The organism is Enterobacter asburiae (genome assembly GCF_024599655.1).
GTDB classification, from domain to species: Bacteria; Pseudomonadota; Gammaproteobacteria; order Enterobacterales; family Enterobacteriaceae; genus Enterobacter; species Enterobacter asburiae_D.
The window spans coordinates 2,639,119-2,658,596 of sequence record NZ_CP102247.1; the positions used below are offsets into that span (position 1 = coordinate 2,639,119).

19 protein-coding genes are annotated in these 19,478 nt (G+C 55.4%); 7 read left to right on the forward strand and 12 right to left on the reverse strand.

Annotated elements, in window-relative coordinates; genetic code table 11:
- Positions 1–6 precede the first annotated feature (6 nt).
- The 4 genes from NQ230_RS12420 to NQ230_RS12435 form a co-directional block, all read right to left on the reverse strand.
- Positions 7–198, reverse strand: a complete 192-nt coding sequence (locus tag NQ230_RS12420) for a YnbE family lipoprotein (RefSeq protein ID WP_014169918.1) — start codon at positions 196–198, stop codon at positions 7–9.
- Positions 195–2,834 (reverse strand): YdbH family protein, encoded by a 2,640-nt coding sequence (locus NQ230_RS12425; RefSeq protein WP_257257868.1) that lies wholly within the window; start codon positions 2,832–2,834, stop codon positions 195–197. The genes NQ230_RS12420 and NQ230_RS12425 overlap by 4 nt, the downstream gene beginning before the upstream one ends.
- A 214-nt stretch (positions 2,835–3,048) precedes the next feature.
- Positions 3,049–3,372: a hypothetical protein gene (locus NQ230_RS12430; protein WP_121423593.1), complete on the reverse strand. Its 324-nt coding sequence runs from the start codon at positions 3,370–3,372 to the stop codon at positions 3,049–3,051.
- A gap of 2 nt (positions 3,373–3,374) precedes the next feature.
- Positions 3,375–4,130: a DUF4225 domain-containing protein gene (locus tag NQ230_RS12435; RefSeq protein ID WP_213820625.1), complete on the reverse strand. Its 756-nt coding sequence runs from the start codon at positions 4,128–4,130 to the stop codon at positions 3,375–3,377.
- A 360-nt stretch (positions 4,131–4,490) separates the two neighbouring features.
- Between NQ230_RS12435 and NQ230_RS12440 the strand changes: the two genes are divergently transcribed.
- Positions 4,491–5,480, forward strand: coding sequence for a 2-hydroxyacid dehydrogenase (locus NQ230_RS12440; RefSeq protein WP_008502392.1), 990 nt, complete (start codon positions 4,491–4,493; stop codon positions 5,478–5,480).
- 19 nt (positions 5,481–5,499) lie between these two features.
- Here the strand turns inward: NQ230_RS12440 and NQ230_RS12445 are convergent, their stop codons facing one another.
- Positions 5,500–6,708, reverse strand: coding sequence for an MFS transporter (locus tag NQ230_RS12445; RefSeq protein ID WP_257257869.1), 1,209 nt, complete (start codon positions 6,706–6,708; stop codon positions 5,500–5,502).
- Between the two features lie 457 nt (positions 6,709–7,165).
- Between NQ230_RS12445 and NQ230_RS12450 the strand changes: the two genes are divergently transcribed.
- Positions 7,166–7,837: an MgtC family protein gene (locus tag NQ230_RS12450; protein ID WP_033145409.1), complete on the forward strand. Its 672-nt coding sequence runs from the start codon at positions 7,166–7,168 to the stop codon at positions 7,835–7,837.
- A 73-nt stretch (positions 7,838–7,910) separates the two neighbouring features.
- Here NQ230_RS12450 and NQ230_RS12455 read toward each other — a convergent pair whose 3' ends face one another.
- Positions 7,911–8,366: a MarR family winged helix-turn-helix transcriptional regulator gene (locus NQ230_RS12455; protein ID WP_236545809.1), complete on the reverse strand. Its 456-nt coding sequence runs from the start codon at positions 8,364–8,366 to the stop codon at positions 7,911–7,913.
- Positions 8,367–8,434: 68 nt separating this feature from the next.
- Here NQ230_RS12455 and NQ230_RS12460 point away from each other — a divergent pair, with 68 nt between their 5' ends.
- Complete coding sequence (locus NQ230_RS12460; protein ID WP_121423590.1) at positions 8,435–8,725, forward strand: DUF1330 domain-containing protein; 291 nt, start codon at positions 8,435–8,437, stop codon at positions 8,723–8,725.
- Positions 8,726–8,850: 125 nt separating this feature from the next.
- Positions 8,851–9,285, forward strand: a complete 435-nt coding sequence (uspF, locus tag NQ230_RS12465; RefSeq protein ID WP_257257870.1) for a universal stress protein UspF — start codon at positions 8,851–8,853, stop codon at positions 9,283–9,285.
- A gap of 87 nt (positions 9,286–9,372) precedes the next feature.
- Here the strand turns inward: uspF and dcp are convergent, their stop codons facing one another.
- Positions 9,373–11,406, reverse strand: a complete 2,034-nt coding sequence (dcp, locus tag NQ230_RS12470; protein WP_257257871.1) for a peptidyl-dipeptidase Dcp — start codon at positions 11,404–11,406, stop codon at positions 9,373–9,375.
- A 142-nt stretch (positions 11,407–11,548) separates the two neighbouring features.
- On the opposite strand from dcp, the gene ydfG reads away from it, so the two are divergent.
- Positions 11,549–12,295 carry a bifunctional NADP-dependent 3-hydroxy acid dehydrogenase/3-hydroxypropionate dehydrogenase YdfG gene (gene ydfG, locus NQ230_RS12475; protein WP_257257872.1) on the forward strand — a complete coding sequence of 249 codons (747 nt, stop codon included), beginning with the start codon at positions 11,549–11,551 and terminating at the stop codon, positions 12,293–12,295.
- A 91-nt stretch (positions 12,296–12,386) separates the two neighbouring features.
- The gene (locus tag NQ230_RS12480; protein ID WP_063145668.1) at positions 12,387–13,073 is read left to right on the forward strand and encodes a GntR family transcriptional regulator; all 687 of its coding nucleotides are present in this window, start codon (positions 12,387–12,389) and stop codon (positions 13,071–13,073) included.
- Between the two features lie 34 nt (positions 13,074–13,107).
- Here NQ230_RS12480 and NQ230_RS12485 read toward each other — a convergent pair whose 3' ends face one another.
- On the reverse strand, positions 13,108–13,539 hold the full coding sequence (locus NQ230_RS12485) for a universal stress protein (protein ID WP_159514056.1): 432 nt from the start codon (positions 13,537–13,539) through the stop codon (positions 13,108–13,110).
- Positions 13,540–13,825: 286 nt separating this feature from the next.
- Here NQ230_RS12485 and ydfZ point away from each other — a divergent pair, with 286 nt between their 5' ends.
- Positions 13,826–14,029 carry a putative selenium delivery protein YdfZ gene (gene ydfZ, locus NQ230_RS12490; RefSeq protein WP_014883679.1) on the forward strand — a complete coding sequence of 68 codons (204 nt, stop codon included), beginning with the start codon at positions 13,826–13,828 and terminating at the stop codon, positions 14,027–14,029.
- Between the two features lie 43 nt (positions 14,030–14,072).
- Here ydfZ and NQ230_RS12495 read toward each other — a convergent pair whose 3' ends face one another.
- The 4 genes from NQ230_RS12495 to manD all read right to left on the reverse strand — a co-directional run bounded on the left by NQ230_RS12495 (position 14,073) and on the right by manD (position 19,445).
- A complete protein-coding gene (locus tag NQ230_RS12495; RefSeq protein ID WP_257257873.1) occupies positions 14,073–15,536 on the reverse strand; it encodes a mannitol dehydrogenase family protein in 1,464 nt (487 codons plus the stop codon).
- A 220-nt stretch (positions 15,537–15,756) separates the two neighbouring features.
- Complete coding sequence (locus NQ230_RS12500; RefSeq protein ID WP_219322473.1) at positions 15,757–17,124, reverse strand: MFS transporter; 1,368 nt, start codon at positions 17,122–17,124, stop codon at positions 15,757–15,759.
- Between the two features lie 72 nt (positions 17,125–17,196).
- Positions 17,197–18,216 (reverse strand): Zn-dependent oxidoreductase, encoded by a 1,020-nt coding sequence (locus NQ230_RS12505; RefSeq protein ID WP_198885344.1) that lies wholly within the window; start codon positions 18,214–18,216, stop codon positions 17,197–17,199.
- A 14-nt stretch (positions 18,217–18,230) separates the two neighbouring features.
- Positions 18,231–19,445: a D-mannonate dehydratase ManD gene (gene manD, locus NQ230_RS12510; protein WP_063145672.1), complete on the reverse strand. Its 1,215-nt coding sequence runs from the start codon at positions 19,443–19,445 to the stop codon at positions 18,231–18,233.
- Between the last annotated feature and the right edge of the window lie 33 nt (positions 19,446–19,478).

Sequence of the window (19,478 nt, forward strand, 5' to 3'; positions counted from 1 at the left end):
GCATCCTCAGAACAGATCGCTGCGCGATTTCAGCAGGGTTTCAACATCTTTATCGACCTTAATATGGATCTCATGTTCGATTTTGACATTCATATTGATGGTAATCGGCTCCTTTGGCGCAGCGACTTCAATGCGCGGCGTACAGCCGGTCAGTAGCGCGGCAACGGCAACGGTGAGCACACCAGCCATCTTTTTCATTGTTGTTCCTCACTTTCCTTGCCAGTCGAACTGCGGGGAGCAGGTATCGCCGCATGTTGCTCAAACCAGGTTTGCAGGTTGTCCCCAAAACGCAGGCTGCGCCAGAGGGTAAAGACATTCTCGTCATGGGTATAGTTCAGGTTGACGGAGCTGCTTTTGCCATCCACCCGGCTGGTCCCCTTGATGGTCGCCTGCATGGTTAATTCGCCCAGGTTATCTAAATTGATTCTCGTCCACGAACGCGAAATTTCCATATAGCGGAGCCAGTTAATCGCCGCGCCCGCCACCATATTATCTTTCACGATGGCGTCTGCCGTATCTTTGTCGATGCGTAGCGTCATTGGCCCCGGGTTGGTCAGCCAGCCATCCTTAATAATCCATTTTTCATTGTCCAGCCAGAACGGCAGCGCCCCGCTCACCGGCCCTGACATGGCAAACTGTTTCGGATTAACGGCGCTAATCAGCTCGCTGGAGGAGATGTTGTCCACGCGCAGCAGGGCCGGATCGTGCTGTGGCATCCGCAGCTGCTGCATAGTGATCTTCCCGCCGAGGGTTTCCACCTTCACGTTGGTGAGCAGCAGCGGATTGTCCTCCGTCCAGGGATAATCCCCCTGTAGATCGGCGGTAATGTTGCGTGCGGTCACCAGGTTTTCCACTTCGCCGATGCGCAACGTGACCGGCCCGCGCGTGCCGAGAGACCAGGTTCCCTCGCTGAAGCGGAACGGCAGCACAAAATCGACGCCGTTAATCTGGTTATCCGGCATCCAGGCGCTGCCGGATTTCAGCACGCCGTGCCCGCCCGCTTCAAAGCCCTGATCGGCCGCTGCCGAGAAGGCGACCTGCGCGTAAAGTTCCCCGTCGCGCAGCGTCATTTTCCAGTCAGGCGGGATCAGCGGCTGGAAGACGGTGAGGGACTGTTTCGGCCACCAGGCCTGCCCGCGAAGACGTACGCCGTCCCAGCGACCGTTCACCTGTACCGGGCCGATTTTGTCCGCATGGAGGTCGCCCTTAAACTGAAAAATGGTCGGGTCGGTGCCGTCGACGCTGAAGGTCAGAACCGATGGCGGCAACGCGCTGCCGCCGGAGAAACGGGTTTGCCCGGCATTGAGCGACAGCGCGCCGCTGAAGGTCGGCTTTTCGGGGTCACGCAACCAGCGCACCGGTTTTTCCAGCACCAGACGCGGCTTGCTGACCTCCATCGTGCCGTACTGGAGCTTGTCAAAACCGGTGGAGAGCGCCGTCAGCTCTATAAGGTTGTCGCGCCACTCGCCTTTCCCGGCAACATCCCAGCGGGCATGCATCGGCGTAAAACCGCCTTTGCCCCAGTAGCGCCATTGCCACAGGCCGTTATCAGGTAAAAAGTCGTTGGCCTGGCCGTCCAGGTGGAGTTCAAAATCGCCCATCTGGTTTTCATGGGCGCGCAGAATAGCCTGTAAGCGGCCGTCCACGCCCTTCTGCGTCAGCTTCACGCCCGCCAGCGGCCAGCGAATTTCATCGATATCGAGTGAGTCAATGATGCGCCCGCGCGAGCGGAGCAGCGCGCCCGGCTCAAAGGCCAGCTGCGGTTCATACAGGCTGCCGGTCAGCGTGGCGGGCAATTTGGCGTAAAGGATGAGATCGTTTTGCTTCGCCTCGCCGCTGAGATGCAGCGGCATGTCGCTGTTTTCCATGCTGAGCCTGCCGGGCCCAATGTTCAGTACCGCGTTGCCTTTCCCCGCGTCACCCTGGGTAAGCACATTCAGTCGTCCTGTCAGGGTGGTTTTATCCAGCCCCTGCTGCCAGTTGTCCGCGCGAAGCGACACGCGCCCGCTCAGCGGCATACCGGAAAGATCCCAGTTCCAGCGCCCGTCGCTGATGTTCAGCTGCTCCGCCGTGATCTGCCACGGCAGGTCGAGCAGCGGATCGGGGTTGTCCCGCGCCATCACCACCAGCTGTCCCTGATTGTCTTCCCAGTCCAGATCGGCATCGACCAGAGACGTTAACTGTGGCACGTTAAAGGTTGCGACCGCGTGGCCTTTCACCGGCACGCCATCCGGTACCAGCGGCAGGGTAAACTCGCCCACCAGCTTAATCGGCTGCGGCTGGTCCGGGAGCTGTACATCGAACTGGCTGACCGAGAGCGTCTGACCGCGAAGCGTGCCTTTAATGCTGACCTGCTCGCCTTTATAGGCGATCTCCTGACGGGACGGGGTCAGCGATGCCTGAAGTTCGCCCTGCCACTGCTGCCAGGGCGAAAGCGTCAGACGGTGAATCGTGAGCCAGGTATTGGGTAACACGGCCTGCCACTGTGCCAGCGTTTTGGGGGCGACCGTTGAGGGCGCAGACTGGGGAATTTTGCTCAGACAGACGGAGTTAAGATCCAGCGCGCCGATATCCAGTTTCCAGCGGCTCGGATGTGACAGCGTCACGTTATCGATACGGGCAATTTCGCAGTCTTCAACCAGATAGCGAATATCGGGGATCACCAGCGCGTGACGGGTCAGTTTCGGGCTTTCTTCGAATGCGATGCGCGTCCCGACGGGCAGCCAGATCCCGGCGAGCGTCGGTACCCACTGGGCGAGCGTCATCAGCAGCGTCAGCGGCAACAATATGAACAGCAGTAAAAGCGCAAGAGCGGCTTTGTATTTACCCTTCATGGGCAGTTAATATCCTGATTTAGCGAAAGAATTAAGCCGGCAGTACCGATCATTGTCGCATGTTTAGCGATTGAGTTGAAGTTAACGCTAAGTTAAGAATAGATGCTGTAATAGTAAGCGGTGATTTTTTTGCCATGCGTAACCTAAAGAATATATTTTAGGTTCAATTGGTTACGCATAAATTCAATAACAATCGCAGAGCAGAGTTGTGAAATTAATACTTGTTCCTTGGCATTGCCAGCAGGTAAAGCATGGCGAATATCAATGACCCCCAATACACCGAGTCGTACCGCCAGGGATCAAAATCAATATGCAAAAAACCGCTAACAAACTCATAGCCGTTGGCAAAAACGTTAATTTGAATGGCTGCAATAGCAATCACAAACAGCGTATAGGCGATGAACAGAGGATATTTACGAAGCCTGTTGACCTTGAGTTTACCGAGGTACAACAAGCAAAAAATGGCAATAGATACAATAAAATAGAACACGGCAGGTAGAATCGGTGGGGTTAATGACAACTCGAACTGTTCCGACATAATTAATTCTCTTTAGCTATCTGGTACATCTGCCAACCTGTGACGCTTCCACTGGTCAAATCCAAAGCCATCGCTGTTTTAGAAGCCTCTTGCCATCCTCTGATATAATCAGATTCGATGTTGCGAAACAGACTCCAGGATTTTTCTCTGGGAGCCAGAACTCTCCTGCCCGCGCCATAGGCTGATAAAGAAATATCAACGACACCATAGACAATATCAGCTTCATTATTCCCATAGCCGAGCTTCGCTGCTGCGTAACGATAAGCATCTCTTAGCGTGCCAGACCGATCTTCACGATAGAGAAGATAGTATCCATTTTCATACATGTTGTTTAGCCCATGAGTAATCATAGGTGCACCATACGCAGCACAGGCAAGACCAAGCGAACCGACGCATAAACTAGCGCCCCCATACACTTGCGCCCCACCGGCAACGAAACCGATCTGTTTAAGCGCTAAAGTCGTCGTTGTTGTCCGATTTTTTTCAACAACAATGAATAATTTAGCCTTATTGAAGGTAAGTAAGTCATCTTGTTCCTTAAGATGATGTATCTGTTCATCAAGAACTTGAATCCCCCCTGACCAGGTCAAGCAATGCGATTCAATCTCCCTTCTCAAACGAGCAACAAGTTGTTGAGTTTCAAAAAACATGCCAGAGGTACCATAAAGCAAATGCTTTGTGGCAATTCGCTGCGCAAGATTTTCACTCTCTAAGACTTTCTCCTCGAAATGACTTTTTTCCCGATTATGGTTGTACATTCGGTCTCCCTGTCATTTTAAAACGATAGCAATAATACTACCTTCGATGTTAAGACATTCAAAGAGCTACGTTATTTCAACAGCTAAAGGTAGTCACATTTTCAGGTATTGGTAAACCATTTACCCAAACATAAGCACTTGCTGTGACTTAAGCTTCCCCCATAGCACCCCTGGAATAAAATAAGTAGACATCTCTCTGGTGCCCCCCTTAAGAAGCCGGTGGATATGAATATCATGGAGTTAGGGTGTACATATGCTCTAGAATAATTGATAGAACTTATTGAATTCAATAATATTTTAGAAATTGTAAGATAATTTTAATCATGCTAACGTGAATGAAAAATCACTGGAGAAAGTCTTATGAAACTCGCGGTATATAGCACAAAGCAGTACGACAAAAAGTATCTGCAACATGTTAACGAGGCTTACGGGTTTGAGCTTGAATTTTTCGACTTTCTGCTGTCCGAAAAAACCGCCAAAACGGCGCACGGCTGTGAAGGCGTCTGCATTTTTGTTAACGACGACGGCAGTCGTCCGGTGCTGGAAGAGTTGAAAAAACAGGGGGTGAAGTACATCGCCCTGCGCTGCGCGGGCTTTAATAACGTGGACCTTGATGCGGCGAAAGAGCTGGGTCTGAAGGTGGTGCGCGTCCCGGCGTACTCCCCGGAAGCGGTGGCGGAACATGCGATTGGCATGATGATGTCGCTCAACCGTCGTATTCACCGCGCTTATCAGCGCACCCGTGACGCCAACTTCTCGCTGGAAGGGCTGACCGGCTTCACCATGTACGGCAAAACCGCGGGCGTGATCGGCACCGGTAAAATTGGCGTGGCCGCCCTGCGCATTCTGAAAGGCTTCGGCATGCGTCTGCTGGCGTTCGATCCGTACCCGAGCGCCGCTGCGCTGGACCTGGGCGTGGAATACGTCGACCTGCCGACCCTGTTCTCGCAGTCTGACGTGATCTCCCTGCACTGCCCGCTGACGCCGGAGAACTACCACCTGCTCAACCAGGCGGCGTTCGACCAGATGAAAGATGGCGTGATGATCATCAACACCAGCCGCGGCGGGCTGGTTGACTCTCAGGCCGCTATCGAAGCGCTGAAAACCCAGAAAATTGGCGCGCTGGGGATGGACGTGTACGAGAACGAACGCGATCTGTTCTTTGAAGACAAGTCTAATGATGTGATTCAGGACGACGTGTTCCGCCGCCTGTCTGCCTGCCATAACGTGCTGTTTACCGGACACCAGGCGTTTCTGACTGCCGAAGCGCTGATCAGCATTTCAGAAACCACGCTGGGTAACCTGCAGCAGCTGGAAAAAGGCGAGGCGTGCCCTAACGAACTGGCATAAGCGTGACGCCGGGTGGCGGCTATGCCCCACCCGGCGTACTGTCTGTTTCCCAGGACCGATGCGCAAAGCACCACCAGAGCAGGACGGCCACCAGCGCAATCGCGCTCAGGACGCTGAATGCCGTCGCAAAGGAGTAATGACCCGCAATCGTGCCGGTTAGCGCCGGGCTCATGGATGCCCCAACCCCCTGCATCAGCATTACCACGCTCTGCCCGGCATTGACGTGCCCGCTCCCGCGCAGCAGCACCACGATAAACGACGGAACCACAACCCCCAGGATCCCTGCGGCCAGCCCGTCGAGGATTTGTACCGGGATCATCATTAACGGCGCGTCCGTAGACGCCGCCAGCGCCGCGCGCACCGGCATCACCAGCAGTGCCAGCATAATTAAGCGCCAGTAGCCGTAGCGGTCTATTCGGTGGGCGACCCAGATGGCAACGGGGATCATCACCGCCTGAGAGATGATAACGGTGCCCGCCGCGTACAAACCGGGGTTGATCGAGGCGGGTGCCGCGGCCACCCTCATGCTCAGCATCGGCAGCAGCGCGGCGTTCGCCAGGTGAAACAGCAGCAGCGTCAGCCCGGTGACAAACAGCGCCCGGTTTTTAATCAGCACGGCAAAGCCGGGGACCGGCAGGCTCGCGGAAGAGGACAGCCCGCGCGCCGCGTCGTTATCAATATCCGTGTTGCGAATGGCAAGCAGCGCGCACAGCGTGAGCAGCGTGGTACAGGTCATCAGCAGAAAAATCCCGCCGACGCCCCAGTACCAGGCAATGCCGCCCGCAATCAGCGCGGTGACAAAATTGCCGCCGTGATTGAACGCCTCATTTTTGCCCATCTGCGCGCTGAACCCGCTCTGGCCGGTCAGCCCCAGCGTAATCCCGGCGATCAGCGGCCCCACAAATGCCGCACAGATGCCGGTGACGATTTGCGAAACTGCGACAACGCCGCTTTGCTGGCTAAACCACAGCAGGAGCGTGCTAAGGGTGATGAGCAGGCACACCAGCGCCAGCACGGTCCGCTTGCTGCGTGAGGTGTCGGTGATGAATCCCGCCGGCAGCGTAGCGAGTAGTCCCGCCAGCCCACCTGCCATCATCAGGATGCCGATATCATCAGGGGTCCAGTGGCGTTCGGTTAGAAAAATACCGAGAAAAGGACCGAGGCCATCGCGGACATCTGCAATGAAAAAACTTGTCAGGCATAATGCCCGCAGCGAACGAAGAGACATACTGCCTGCCTTTGTCTGTTATCGCCTGTAAAAAAGGAAATGTAGTATACCGGGTATTTTTGAAAATCAGATGACGCATTAAAAAAAATGTCCTCCGAACTTAAACAATTCATAACGGAGGCCATTTTTTCGCTTTACTCATTATCTTGCCTGCCTATACTGGCAATAAATTTTCACAGGAGTCCTTCGTTGGAAAGTTATTTTAGAATCGATACGAAGGTAAGCTAGCGCAATTTTCTCGCTGCTTACCTTAAACGGTGGGCAGCAATCCTCTTAAAGCGATTGTATCCCGAAATAGTAAAACCGCTCAATTTGTGGGGCATCGCGATGTTCATGTTTACACATTCACTTTTTCCACCACCGTCGTCCTGACACGCTTAGCATTTAAACGGCGTTATGCTGTGCTTAGCAAAGCACTGACGCTTATTATTTAATAACGTTAACAGGCGACAGGCTGATGTTCCCTTATATCTCTCATCTGCTCGCAGCGATGCTGCTGGGCGCAATTATTGGCGCGGAAAGACAGTGGCGCCAGCGTATGGCCGGGCTTCGTACCAATGCACTGGTTGCCACGGGTGCGGCGGTGTTCATTTTGAGTTCGGTATCCACCTCTCCTGATAGCCCGGGGCGTATCGCAGCGCAGATCGTCTCCGGAATTGGTTTTCTTGGCGCTGGCGTCATTATGCGTGAAGGAATGAATATTCGTGGTCTGAATACCGCCGCAACGCTGTGGTGCTCGGCCGGAATTGGCGTGCTGTGCGGATTAGGCCAGTTCTGGAATGCCGCCATGGCCAGCCTAATTATTCTCTGTGCCAACATATTGCTACGCGAAGCCGCACAGCGAATTAATCAACTGCCCGTGCTCCATGAAGGCGAAAAATGCTATGTCCTGAAAATCACCTGTAATGATGAGCATGAAGATGCGGTGCGGCAGAGCGTCGTAAACATGGCGAAAGAGTTGACGTTAAGTCTGAAAGCGATTTATTCCGCAACGGCGCAGGCAGAAGGTAAAACTGAAATTCGGGCGGAGGTGATGACCCGGGAGGAATACCGAAAATTACTCGATCTGATTATGGGTAATATGGGCGGGAATAAAATTATCGCCTCCGTCAGCTGTCACGCAATATAAATATATTACCGGGCATGACGCCCGGTATAGCCTTTGCCGTTTTGCACGGTCACTGACAATAACGCGGAAAGCCTCATAAGGCAGCACTGGTTTTAGCCAGGCGTTTCATCATCTCCGTCGTCAGGCTGAGCTGTTCGCTGCCCATCAGATGGGACAATTTCTCCTTAGCTGCCTGCCATAACGGGATGACCTCTTCAAGCAGACGCCAGCCTTCACCTGTTAGCGTGAGTCGTTTTCCGGCACGTCCACGGCCTCCAGCCGAGTCAATAATGCCCCGGGATTCCAGACTACGGATATTTCGACTCAGCGTTGTCGCATCCACCCCTGCTCTGGCGGCGAGTTCCGCAACGGTTTCATTCGGGGAACCTCCAATGCCGACCAACAGACTGAACTGCTCTGCGGTCAGATCAAAAGGTCTGAAGCAGGCGTTGTAATAGCGTGTAATAGCCCGAGCGGTAGCGCGCGCCTGAAACCCCGGGCAGACTTCCGGAATGGTCTTCAACAGCGCCACATCAATGTTGTTCATCATTTCATCTCGACAAGCAATGCTAAAATTAATAATGTATATACACTATTAATCATGTTTAAGGAACGGCTATGCCAGCCTTTGTTCATATCAACTTACGCATTATTGACCCTGCCAGACAGGCCAGCCTGGCCCCACGCTTCACGTCAGCATTAGAGGAAGCAGGAGGTAAAATTGTTCATTTTGGAGCTGTTACACAGGTACTGGAAGGCGAAGTTGAGCCGTTACCCTATGCAGGCATTTTTGAATTCCCGACGCTAGATCAGGCTCTTGCCTTCTATCATTCGGAAAAATATGCGCCGATTAAGGCTGAACGGCAGCTCGCCCAGGAAGCGAGAATGTTCATCGTCACGACGGAATAACAGGCAAGTTCGACTGTACCTAAATCACAGAACCGAGATTTGTACCCGTTATGACAGCTTGCTCTCTTTTTTGCTGGAATTAACGGTTTAACCTGAGTTGTGCAAAAAACACTCAGGAGGGACACATGTACAACACAGTTTTGGTTCCAATTGATATTTCCGAGGATAGCCTGACACATATGGTTATCCCGTTCGTTCAGGCACATACCGCCCTTAACACCGCCAAAGTTCACTTTCTTACCGTTATTCCATCGCTTCCGTATTATTCATCATTAGGTTTGGCCTACTCCGTGGAAATGCCGAAGATGAAAGAGTTCCAGCACGCGGCCTTAGTAAAACTGGATGAAATTGTTAAGCAATTCAAAATACCTGCAGATAAGATTCAGACTCACGCCGTGACGGGATCCCCTAAGGATCAAATCCTTAAGCTCGCTGACACGATCGGCGCCGACCTGATTATCATCGCCTCCCACAAGCCTGACATATCAACATATCTGTTGGGTTCAAACGCTGCGGCAGTGGTGCGGCATGCGAAATGCCCTGTGCTGGTCGTAAGATAGAACGCTGCGTTTACGCTCATGGATATGATCAGACAGCAGAAAAAAACCGGGCGCAAAGCCCGGTTCTTTTGTCTGTCGGGACTGACTCTATTCGCTCAACCCGCGATTCTCCAGCATCGGTTCAATCTTCGGATCGTGCCCGCGCCAGCTGCGATAAAGTTCAGCCAGATCCGTGCTGTTACCACGGGACAAAATCGCCTCGCGGAATTTTTGCCCGTTTTCACGGGTCAGGCCGCCCTGTTCGACAAACCACTGATAGCCATCGTCCGCCAGCATTTGCGTCCACAGGTAGGCGTAATATCCCGCCGCGTAGCCCCCGCCAAAGATATGGGCAAAATAGCTGCTGCGATAGCGCGGCGGTACGGCGGGCAGATCCAGCCCCTCTTTTTTCAGCGCTGCTGCTTCAAAATCCTCTACGCTCGAAACGGCCTCACCGATGCCGTGCCAGTTCATGTCCAGCAGCGCGGCAGCCAGCAGTTCCGTCATGTCATAACCCTTGTTGAAATGGGTCGCGTTGAGCATGCTTTCCCGCAGCGCGTCCGGCATCGGTTCACCGGTTTCGTAATGGCGGGCGTAGTGGGTAAACACCTGTGGGTGGCTGGCCCAGTGCTCGTTAATTTGTGACGGGAATTCAACGAAATCACGCGGCGTATTGGTGCCGGAAAGCGTAGCGAAACGCTGGCTGGCAAACAGGCCGTGCAGCGTATGGCCAAACTCGTGGAACAGGGTGATCACGTCATCCCAGGAGAGAAGCGCGACGCCGCCGTTAGCCGGTTTTTGGTAGTTACAGACGTTGTAGATCACCGGGCGGGCAGCAAACTCGAAGGATTGCTCGACAAAATTCCCCATCCAGGCCCCGCCCTGCTTGGAATCGCGGGCAAAGAAGTCGCCGTAAAACAGCGCCATGCCCTCACCGGTGTGGTCGAAAATTTCCCAGACGCGAACGTCCGGGTGATACACCGGAATATCGAAGCGCTCCACAAAGCGAATGCCAAACAGCTGGCTGGCTGCCCAGAATACGCCATCCTGCAATACGGTATTGAGAGCAAAATAGGGTTTGATTTGCGATTCATCGAGGGCATATTTCGCCTGACGCACGCGCTCGGCGTAATAAGCCCAGTCCCAGGCCTGCACGGTGAAACCGCCCTGCTCGTCATCAATGACTTTCTGAATATCGGCCTGCTCGCGCTCTGCACGGGCGCGGGCGGCAGGCACAATGCCGCGCATAAAGGCCAGCGCGGCGTCCGGGGTTTTCGCCATCTGGTCGGCGATACTCCAGCTGGCGTAATCCTCGAAGCCCAGCAGGCCGGCCTGCCGCGCACGTAGCGCCGTAAGGCGGAGGATCAGCTCGCGAGTGTCGTTTTCATCCCCTTTCTGGGTGCGCGTCCAGCCCGCGTTGAACAGGTTTTCGCGGGTCTGACGATTGCGCAGCGCGGAAAGCGCGGGCTGCTGGGTCGTGTTCAGAAGCGGGATCAGCCAGCGATCGTTTAGCCCTCGCTCCGCGGCAGCCTGCGCCGCGTCAGCGATCTCAGCGGCGCTCAGCCCATCAAGCTGGTGCGCGAAATCCACTACCAGCCCGCTTGTCTTATCGGCAGCCAGCAGACGCTGGTTGAACTGGCTGGTCAGGGTGGCCGCCTCGGTATTCAGCGCCTTCAGCTCGGCTTTTTCTGCTTCATTGAGACGCGCGCCCGCCAGAATAAAGCGCTGCCAGGTCTCCTCGACCAGCCGACGGGATTCGGCGTCCAGCGCGGCACGGTCCTGCCAGACGCTCTCCACGCGGGCGAAAAGCACGTCATTCAGCCAGATATCGTTCGCCAGCGCGGCAAGCTCGGTGGAGAACTGCTCCTCAAGCTCCTGCAGGTACGCATTGGTGTGCGCGGAGGTCATGGCGAAGAACACGCTGCTGACCCGCGAGAGCATGGCGCCGCTTTTCTCCAGCGCCAGCACGGTGTTGGTGAAGTCCGGCGCAGCGGTTTGAGACACAATGGCGTCAATGTCCGCCCGCTTCTGGCGAAGCGCTTCATCGAAGGCCGGGCGATAGTGGCCGTCGTTGATTTCATCAAAATGGGGGGCCTGATAGGGCAACAGGCTGATGTCAAAAAAGGGATTCGTGGCCGTCATCTTTCGCTCCTGAGTACGGGTATCCTCCCAGAGTAGGCCAGGCCGCCATCCCCTGCAACGCCGTCATACAAATGTTGCCTTAACGCACCCTCTGCGGCCGTGCTATGTTAGTACAACACAAAAAGCGTTGAGGAACAGTGAGATGATTATTTTAGTTACCGGGGCAACGGCAGGTTTTGGTGAAAGCATCACGCGTCGCTTCGTCGCCAACGGGCACAAGGTTATTGCCACGGGCCGTCGTCAGGAGCGCCTGCAGGAACTGAAAGACGAATTAGGCGACAGCATCCTGACCGCGCAGCTGGACGTGCGTAACCGCGCGGCCATTGATGAGATGATTGCCAACCTGCCCGCCGAGTGGCGCGCCATCGACGTGCTGGTCAACAATGCCGGTCTGGCGCTGGGCATGGAGCCCGCGCATAAAGCCAGCGTAGAAGACTGGGAAAACATGATCGACACCAACAACAAAGGGCTGGTCTATATGACCCGCGCGGTGCTGCCGGGCATGGTCGAGCGCAACCGCGGCCACATTATCAATATTGGTTCCACCGCCGGGAGCTGGCCTTACGCGGGCGGCAACGTCTATGGCGCGACGAAGGCGTTTGTGCGCCAGTTCAGCCTTAACCTGCGTACCGATCTGCACGGCACCGCTATTCGCGTCACCGATATCGAGCCGGGCCTGGTGGGCGGCACCGAGTTTTCCAACGTGCGTTTCAAAGGCGATGACGCGAAAGCGGGCAAAACCTACGAAAATGCTAACGCGCTGACGCCGGAAGATGTGACCGAAACGGTCTGGTGGGTGGCGACGCTGCCAAAACACGTCAACATCAATACCGTAGAAATGATGCCAGTCAGCCAGAGTTTTGCCGGACTTAGCGTCCATCGTGGCTAAATTAGCCCTTCCCGGCCTGTGGGCCGGGTCTATTTCATACCCTAAAAGAATGGTAGTATGTTCAGGCTAACTCTCTGAGAAATGACAACTCATGGCCGCTGAATCGCAACTCAATCCCACCCAGCCCGTTAACCAGCAAATCTATCGCATTTTGCGACGTGATATTGTCCATTGCCTGATCCCACCGGGAACGCCGCTTTCTGAAAAAGAGGTCTCCGTGCGATTTGACGTTTCCCGTCAGCCGGTGCGTGAAGCGTTTATTAAGCTTGCCGAGAACGGGCTGATTCAGATCCGCCCGCAGCGCGGCAGCTACGTGAACAAAATTTCACTCTCTCAGGTACGCAACGGCTGTTTCGTTCGCCAGGCCATTGAATGCGCGGTGGCGCGCCGAGCCGCAACGCTTATCAACGACAACCAGTGTTACCTGCTTGAGCAGAACCTGCACCAGCAGCGCATTGCCATTGACCGCAAGCAGCTGAATGACTTCTTCCAGCTTGATGATGAATTCCACCAGAAACTGGCGCAGATTGCCGATTGTCAGCTGGCCTGGGATACCATCGAGAACATCAAGGCCACCATTGACCGCGTGCGCTACATGAGCCTCGATCACGTCTCCCCGCCGGAAATGTTGCTTCGACAGCATCATGATATTTTCAGCGCGCTTGAAAAACGCGATGCGGACGGTGTGGAAAAGGCGATGACGCTGCATCTGCAGGAAATCAGCGAATCCGTGCAGCTTATTCGTCAGGAAAATAGCGAGTGGTTTAGCGAAGAGTAATATTCGCCGCCCCCTTTCGGGTGCGGCGGCGTGATTAGCGAACGACTAACACCGGGATCGTGGCGTAGCGCAGAATAGATTCCGCGTTTGAACCCAGCAGATGGGTGGAGATGCTCGGATTTTTCGACCCGATGACAATCGCATCATATTCCCCCTCCTTGCTCAGCTTGATAATTTCATCGCGGACGTTGCCAAAACGCACCATGCTGTGAATATTCTCAGGGGCGATATCGAACAGTCTTTTTAACTCGTTCATTTTCTTGTTGGATTCTGCGGTCATATACTCTTCAAACTTTTTAATATCGGCGTTGAACCCGCGCAGCAGAGACCGGCTGCTGGCTGGGAGAATATTGACCAGGGTAATCGACGCGCCCTCTGCCTTCGCCAGGTTTGCCGCGTGGCGAACCGCTTTGTCGCTCAAATCCATTTCAAACACGTCTACAGGCATCAAAATGCTCTTATACATAAGCCTGACTCCTTATTCCGATGAAGGGTTATTTCCTGCACCCAGAATGACATCCGGAATATAAACCAACCCTCAACGCTTCCCTGTCGAAACTATCAGTTAATGAAAATAACGGTCTGCTTTGTAAATTACTGTCCTGAACCGTCAGCGCCCGACGAAATAAAGAAAAAAGTGTGAGTTTGATCAAAAACAAAAACATCAAGCGCGGACAGGCGTATTTATATGCCCCGTGAACGGCAAACCTGAAATAGCGCCGTAACGAACAGGTTAGAGAGGAGAATATACCATGATGACATACGACCGTAACCGCAATGCAATCACCACCGGCAGCCGCGTCATGATTAGCGGCACGGGCAAAACTGGCGTGATTAAAGCGATCCATAGCGACGGGCTGGATGCCGCGCAGGTGCGTCGCAGCAAAACGGTTGAAGTGGAAGGATGCGAAGGTAAGTTCGAGCCGATTGAGCTGATTCGCCTGGGGATGCACTAAGCTGTGCGCAGACATGCCGCCGCGCACGGCGGCATGTGCTGAATTACCGTTGGGACGCGTACTGCGCCACGGTCGCTTTCGCCCCCTGTTGCAGCAGCGACCGGTACGCGGTCATCACCGCAGCAACGAAGAGCGGCTCCTGCGGTAACTCTTTACCAAAGATGGCCTCAATGCCGAGCAGCGCGTTAACCCGACTTTCCCCTTCCGAACTTCCCTTCACCGCCGCCTGAATCATTGCCAGCTGCGGATCGCTCACATCAATGGCGTTACCCTGCTCATCCACGCCGCCGACATAACGCATCCACCCAGCCACACCCAGCGCCAGCAGTGGGAAAGGTTTCTGGTGCACCAGGTGCCAGCGCACGGAGTCCAGCATACGCTGCGGAAGCTTCTGGCTGCCGTCCATCGCGATTTGCCATGTCCGATGGCGCAGGGCCGTGTTGCTGTAGCGGGCAATCAGGAGATCGGCATAGCGGCCTAAATCAACGCCCTTCACTTTCAGCGTGGGTGCCTGCTCGTTAAGCATCAGCGCGTGCGCGGCGAGGCGGTAGTTCTCATCTTCCATACAGTCGTTGATATGCTGGTATCCGGCCAGATAGCCCAGGTACGCCAGGAACGAGTGGCTGCCGTTGAGCATGCGCAGCTTCATCTCTTCAAACGGGATCACGTCTGACACCAACTCGGCACCGGCTTTTTCCCACTCGGGACGTCCTGCCACAAAGTTGTCTTCGATCACCCACTGGCGGAACGGTTCACAGGCTACTGCCGCCGGGTCACGCACGCCCGTCAGCTGCTCAATTTTATCCAGCGTATCAGGCGTGACCGCCGGCACGATGCGGTCCACCATGGTTGACGGGAAGGTGACGTTAGCCTCGATCCAGTCCGCCAGCTCACCGTCTACCGCACGGGCGTACGCGCAGGTCACATTGCGCATCACGTGGCCGTTCTCCGGCATGTTGTCGCAGGACATCACGCTAAACGCAGGCAGCCCCGCCGCTTTGCGACGCGCCAGCGCTTCCACCACCACGCCCGGCGCGGATTTCGGCTGGTGCGGGTTTTGCAGGTCGGCGACGATTAACGGGTGATCGAGCATCAGTTGCCCCGTCGCCGGTGAGTGGCAGTACCCTTTCTCGGTGATGGTCAGCGAGACAATTGCCACCTGCGGTTCACACATCGCTGCCAGCACGGTCTCCAGCCCGTCAACATGCGCATGGAGGGCCTTTTTGACCACGCCAACCACGCGGGATGTCCATGCATCGGCAGACATCTCCGCCACGGTGTAAAGATTATCCTGCGCGTTCAGATCGGCAATCTGCTGCTCGCCGCCAATCAGGTTAACCTCACCGTAGCCCCAGTCGCTGCCGTGCTCTGCCGCGAGAATGTCGGCGTACACCGCCTGATGCGCGCGGTGAAATGCGCCGAAGCCTAAATGTACAATGCGTGCTTTAAGGCTGTCGCGATCGTAATGAGGCAGCGTCGCGTTGGCCTGTAATAAGGTGTTTTCCATGATTAAGACTCGTTAATTAGAAAGCTGTGGATCGCTGCCGCTCCTTCTGAAGCGGCAGCGCCTGCTGACTACACCAACTAGAATGGCAGTTGGGGTAAAAAAATAACTGCCATCAACCATACTGATACTGCCGTTTGATATTTTGATTTATATTAACTTTTGCTCATGTGGTGTGACATAAACATAAAGTTGTGTGATAAGTCACGAAAGCTATAAACCATTAGCGTCGCGAGGAGATCGCCCCGTAACCCACACGCTCTTCGGGCGCGGATTCCGCTGCGTCTTGCGCGGCGCTCAAATCACGGTCGCGCACTTCCGGCATCAGGATCGCCGAGACCAGCCCAATCACGGAATAGGCCACCAGCATGGCGACAATCGGCCACCAGGAGCCGGTCATATTGCAGAAGATCCCCGCCAGTACCGGACCAAAGCCCACCGCCACCAGACCGCCCGCCTCTTTCGAGATAGCCATACGGGTAAAGCGATTTCTCGAGCCAAACATCTCCGCCATGGTGATATTTTCCAGCGCAAACAGCCCCAGCACGGCGAAGTTATGGATAACGATGATAGAGAGCATGATTGTCCCCGGCGCATAGCTCTTATCGACGATGATCGACAGCATCGGATACGCGAGAAGAATGGCGGAGATATTGAGGATAATGTACGGCAGACGGCGTCCCACTTTATCGGAAAGCCAGCCCAGCAGCGGAATGGAGATAAACCCGAGAATGGAGCTGATCATCAGCGCATCGGTAGGGATGGCTTTATCGAACAGCAGCGTCTGGACCAGATACCCGGCAAGGAACGTCTGGATCAGACCCGAGTTGCCCGCCTGACCAAACCGCAGGCCGGTCGCCAGCCAGAAGGATTTACTTTTCACCATTGAACCCAGCGATGTGTCCGGCTGCACGGTTTGTGCATCGTTCACTTTCTCAAACACCGGGCTCTCTTTCAGGTTCATACGCAGCCAGATGGCGAAGATCATCACCACGACGCTGGCGAGGAACGGCACGCGCCAGCCCCAGGCAATCAGCTCTTCACGATCGAGGGCAAAGAACATCACCGCCCAGATCGCCGTGGCGCTCAGCGTTCCGCAGTTAGTGCCCATCGCCACCAGCGAGGAGATGATGCCGCGTTTGCCTTTCGGCGCGTACTCCGCCAGCATGGTCCCAGCACCGGAAATCTCCGCCCCGGCCCCGAGTCCCTGAATAATGCGCAGCGTCACCAGCAGAACCGGGGCAAAAATTCCGATCTGGGCATAGGTTGGCAGGACGCCAATTAGCGTGGTGCAGATCCCCATCATGGTAATGGTGATAAACAGCACCTTCTTACGACCAATGCTGTCGCCCATTCTGCCGAAGATAAAGGCGCCGACAATACGTGCTATGTAGCCTGCGCCGTAGGTCCCCATCGCGAGGATCAGCGCCATCGCGGCTGACTGTTCCGGGAAGAAGATCTCATGGAAGACCAGGGCGGCCCCCAGCGAGTAAAGCTGAAAGTCCATAAACTCCAGGGCGGTGCCCAGCCAGCCGGAAACGGCGGCTTTCACCAGATCGGAGGTGGTTCTTTGAGGTTGTGCTTGCGTCATAATGGCTATCTCTAAAAGGTAAGATGCGTACCACCAGAGCCTGTCTGCGCAGGCTCTTAACCGCGTAAATGATTATTGGCCGAACGTGAGCAAGACTTTGCAGCACTGCCGCTGGTCTTTCTCAAACAGTTCAATGGCGTCTGTTACATGGTGATAGTCAAAGGTATGGGTGATCAGTTTTTCCGGGTCGATCAGCCCCTTTTTCAGCCAGTCGATGACGACCGGGAATTTATTGGCATTGAGGCGCGATGAGAAGATCGCCAGCTCTTTGCCGGTGATGCCCTGCTGAACAATCTGGCTCGGCTCGCTGGAGAAGCCCATCAGCACGATGCGCGCCGCCGGCGAGGCCAGGGTTATCGCTTCCTGCAGAATCGCCGGATGACAGGCGGCATCGATGATTAACGTCGGTTTGATGCCCTTTTCGTCCAGCGCGGCCTGCAACGACTGCTCGCCGTTGTTCAACACCCAGTCCGCGCCGCTGCGCTGGGCCATTTTCAGGCGTTCATCGATGCGGTCAACCACAATAACCTGCTTCACCTTATAGACGCCTTTCAGCGCCTGCACGGTGACCAGCCCCATCGGGCCAGCGCCATAAATCAGCGCAACGTCCTGCTCGGTAGGGTTGGCCTGCCCCGTCACGTTGGCGGCGATGGTGAAGGGCTCAACCATGACGGCGTGTTTATCCGGAATATCATCCGGGATAGGCCAGGCATTTTTAGCGGGCACTGCCGCATATTCGCTGAAGCCCCCGTCGCGGTGTACGCCCAGCACCACCAGCGAGGTGCAGACGTTCGGTTTTCCGACGGAACACGGGTAACAGTGTCCGCAGCTGATCACCGGATCAACCGAGACGCGCTGGCCCAGACGGGCGCTGTCTACGCCCTCGCCCACGGCGTCAATCACGCCAAAGAACTCGTGGCCGATCGTGCGTGGATACTTCGCAAACGGATTATGGCCGCGATAGATGTGGCTGTCCGAACCGCAGATCCCCGCCAGCGTGATTTTGACGCGGACTTCGCCTGCGCCTGGTTCCGGGCGTGGCCGCTCTTCAATCACCAGTTCGTTCGGCTGTTGAATCACTACGCTTTTCATCGTTCGCTCCTCGTTTACCAGTTCCACAGCGTGCCATCTTCAAGACGGGCCACCGGCAGATAGGCCGGATCGTAGGGGTATTTCGCCGCCAGTTTTTCATCAAACTCGATGCCCAGCCCCGGCTTGTCGCCCGGATGCATATAGCCGTTATCAAAGCGCCAGCTGTGCGGGAAGACTTCCAGCATCTGTTCGGAATAGCCCATATATTCCTGGACGCCAAAGTTTGGCACCCACAGGTCGAAATGCAGCGCGGCGGCGTGGCAGACGGGCGAGAGATCCGACGGGCCGTGCGAGCCGGTGCGCACCTGGTAGAGCGAGGCAAAGTCCGCGATGCGACGCATTCCGGTAATCCCGCCCGCGTGGGTAATGGTGGTGCGAATGTAGTCGATGAGCTGCTCTTCGATGAGCTGCTTGCAGTCCCAGATGCTGTTAAACACTTCCCCCACCGCAATCGGCGTGACGGTATGCTGGCGGATCAGGCGGAAGCAGGCTTGGTTTTCTGCAGGCGTTGGGTCTTCCATCCAGAACATGCGGAATTCTTCGATGCTCTTGCCGAAACGCGCCGCTTCGATTGGCGTCAGGCGGTGGTGCATGTCGTGCAGGAGATGTTCATTAAAGCCGAATTTACTGCGCACCGCGTCGAACAGCTTCGGGGTGAAATCGAGGTATTTTTCGGTGGACCACAGTTGCTCTTCCGGCCAGTCGCCTTTGGTTGCAGGCTCGTAGGCCAGCCCCTTCCCTTTGGCCATGCCGTAGGTGGTTTTCATGCCCGGCACGCCGCACTGGACGCGGATCGCCTTAAAGCCCATCTCTTTATGACGGGCGTAGTCTTCCAGCACGTCGTCAATCGTGTGTCCGGTGGTGTGGCAGTAGACCATCACCCCTTCACGGGATGCGCCGCCCAGCAGCTGGTAGAGCGGCATGTTGGCCGCTTTGGCTTTGATGTCCCACAGCGCCATGTCCACGGCGGAGATGGCCGACATGGTGACCGGGCCTCGACGCCAGTAGGCGCCCTTATAGAAAAATTGCCAGATGTCTTCGATGCGGTGCGCATCGCGGCCAATCAGCTGGGGGCAAAGGTGATCCTTGAGATACGAGGCCACGGAGAGCTCGCGTCCGTTCAGCGTAGCGTCACCGAGGCCGACAATCCCCTCATCGGTGGTGATTTTAAGGGTGACAAAGTTCCGTCCCGGGCAAGTAACAAACACGTCAGCCGCGACAATCTTCATAATTCCTTTCCTTACATCGTTCGTTGTGATGCT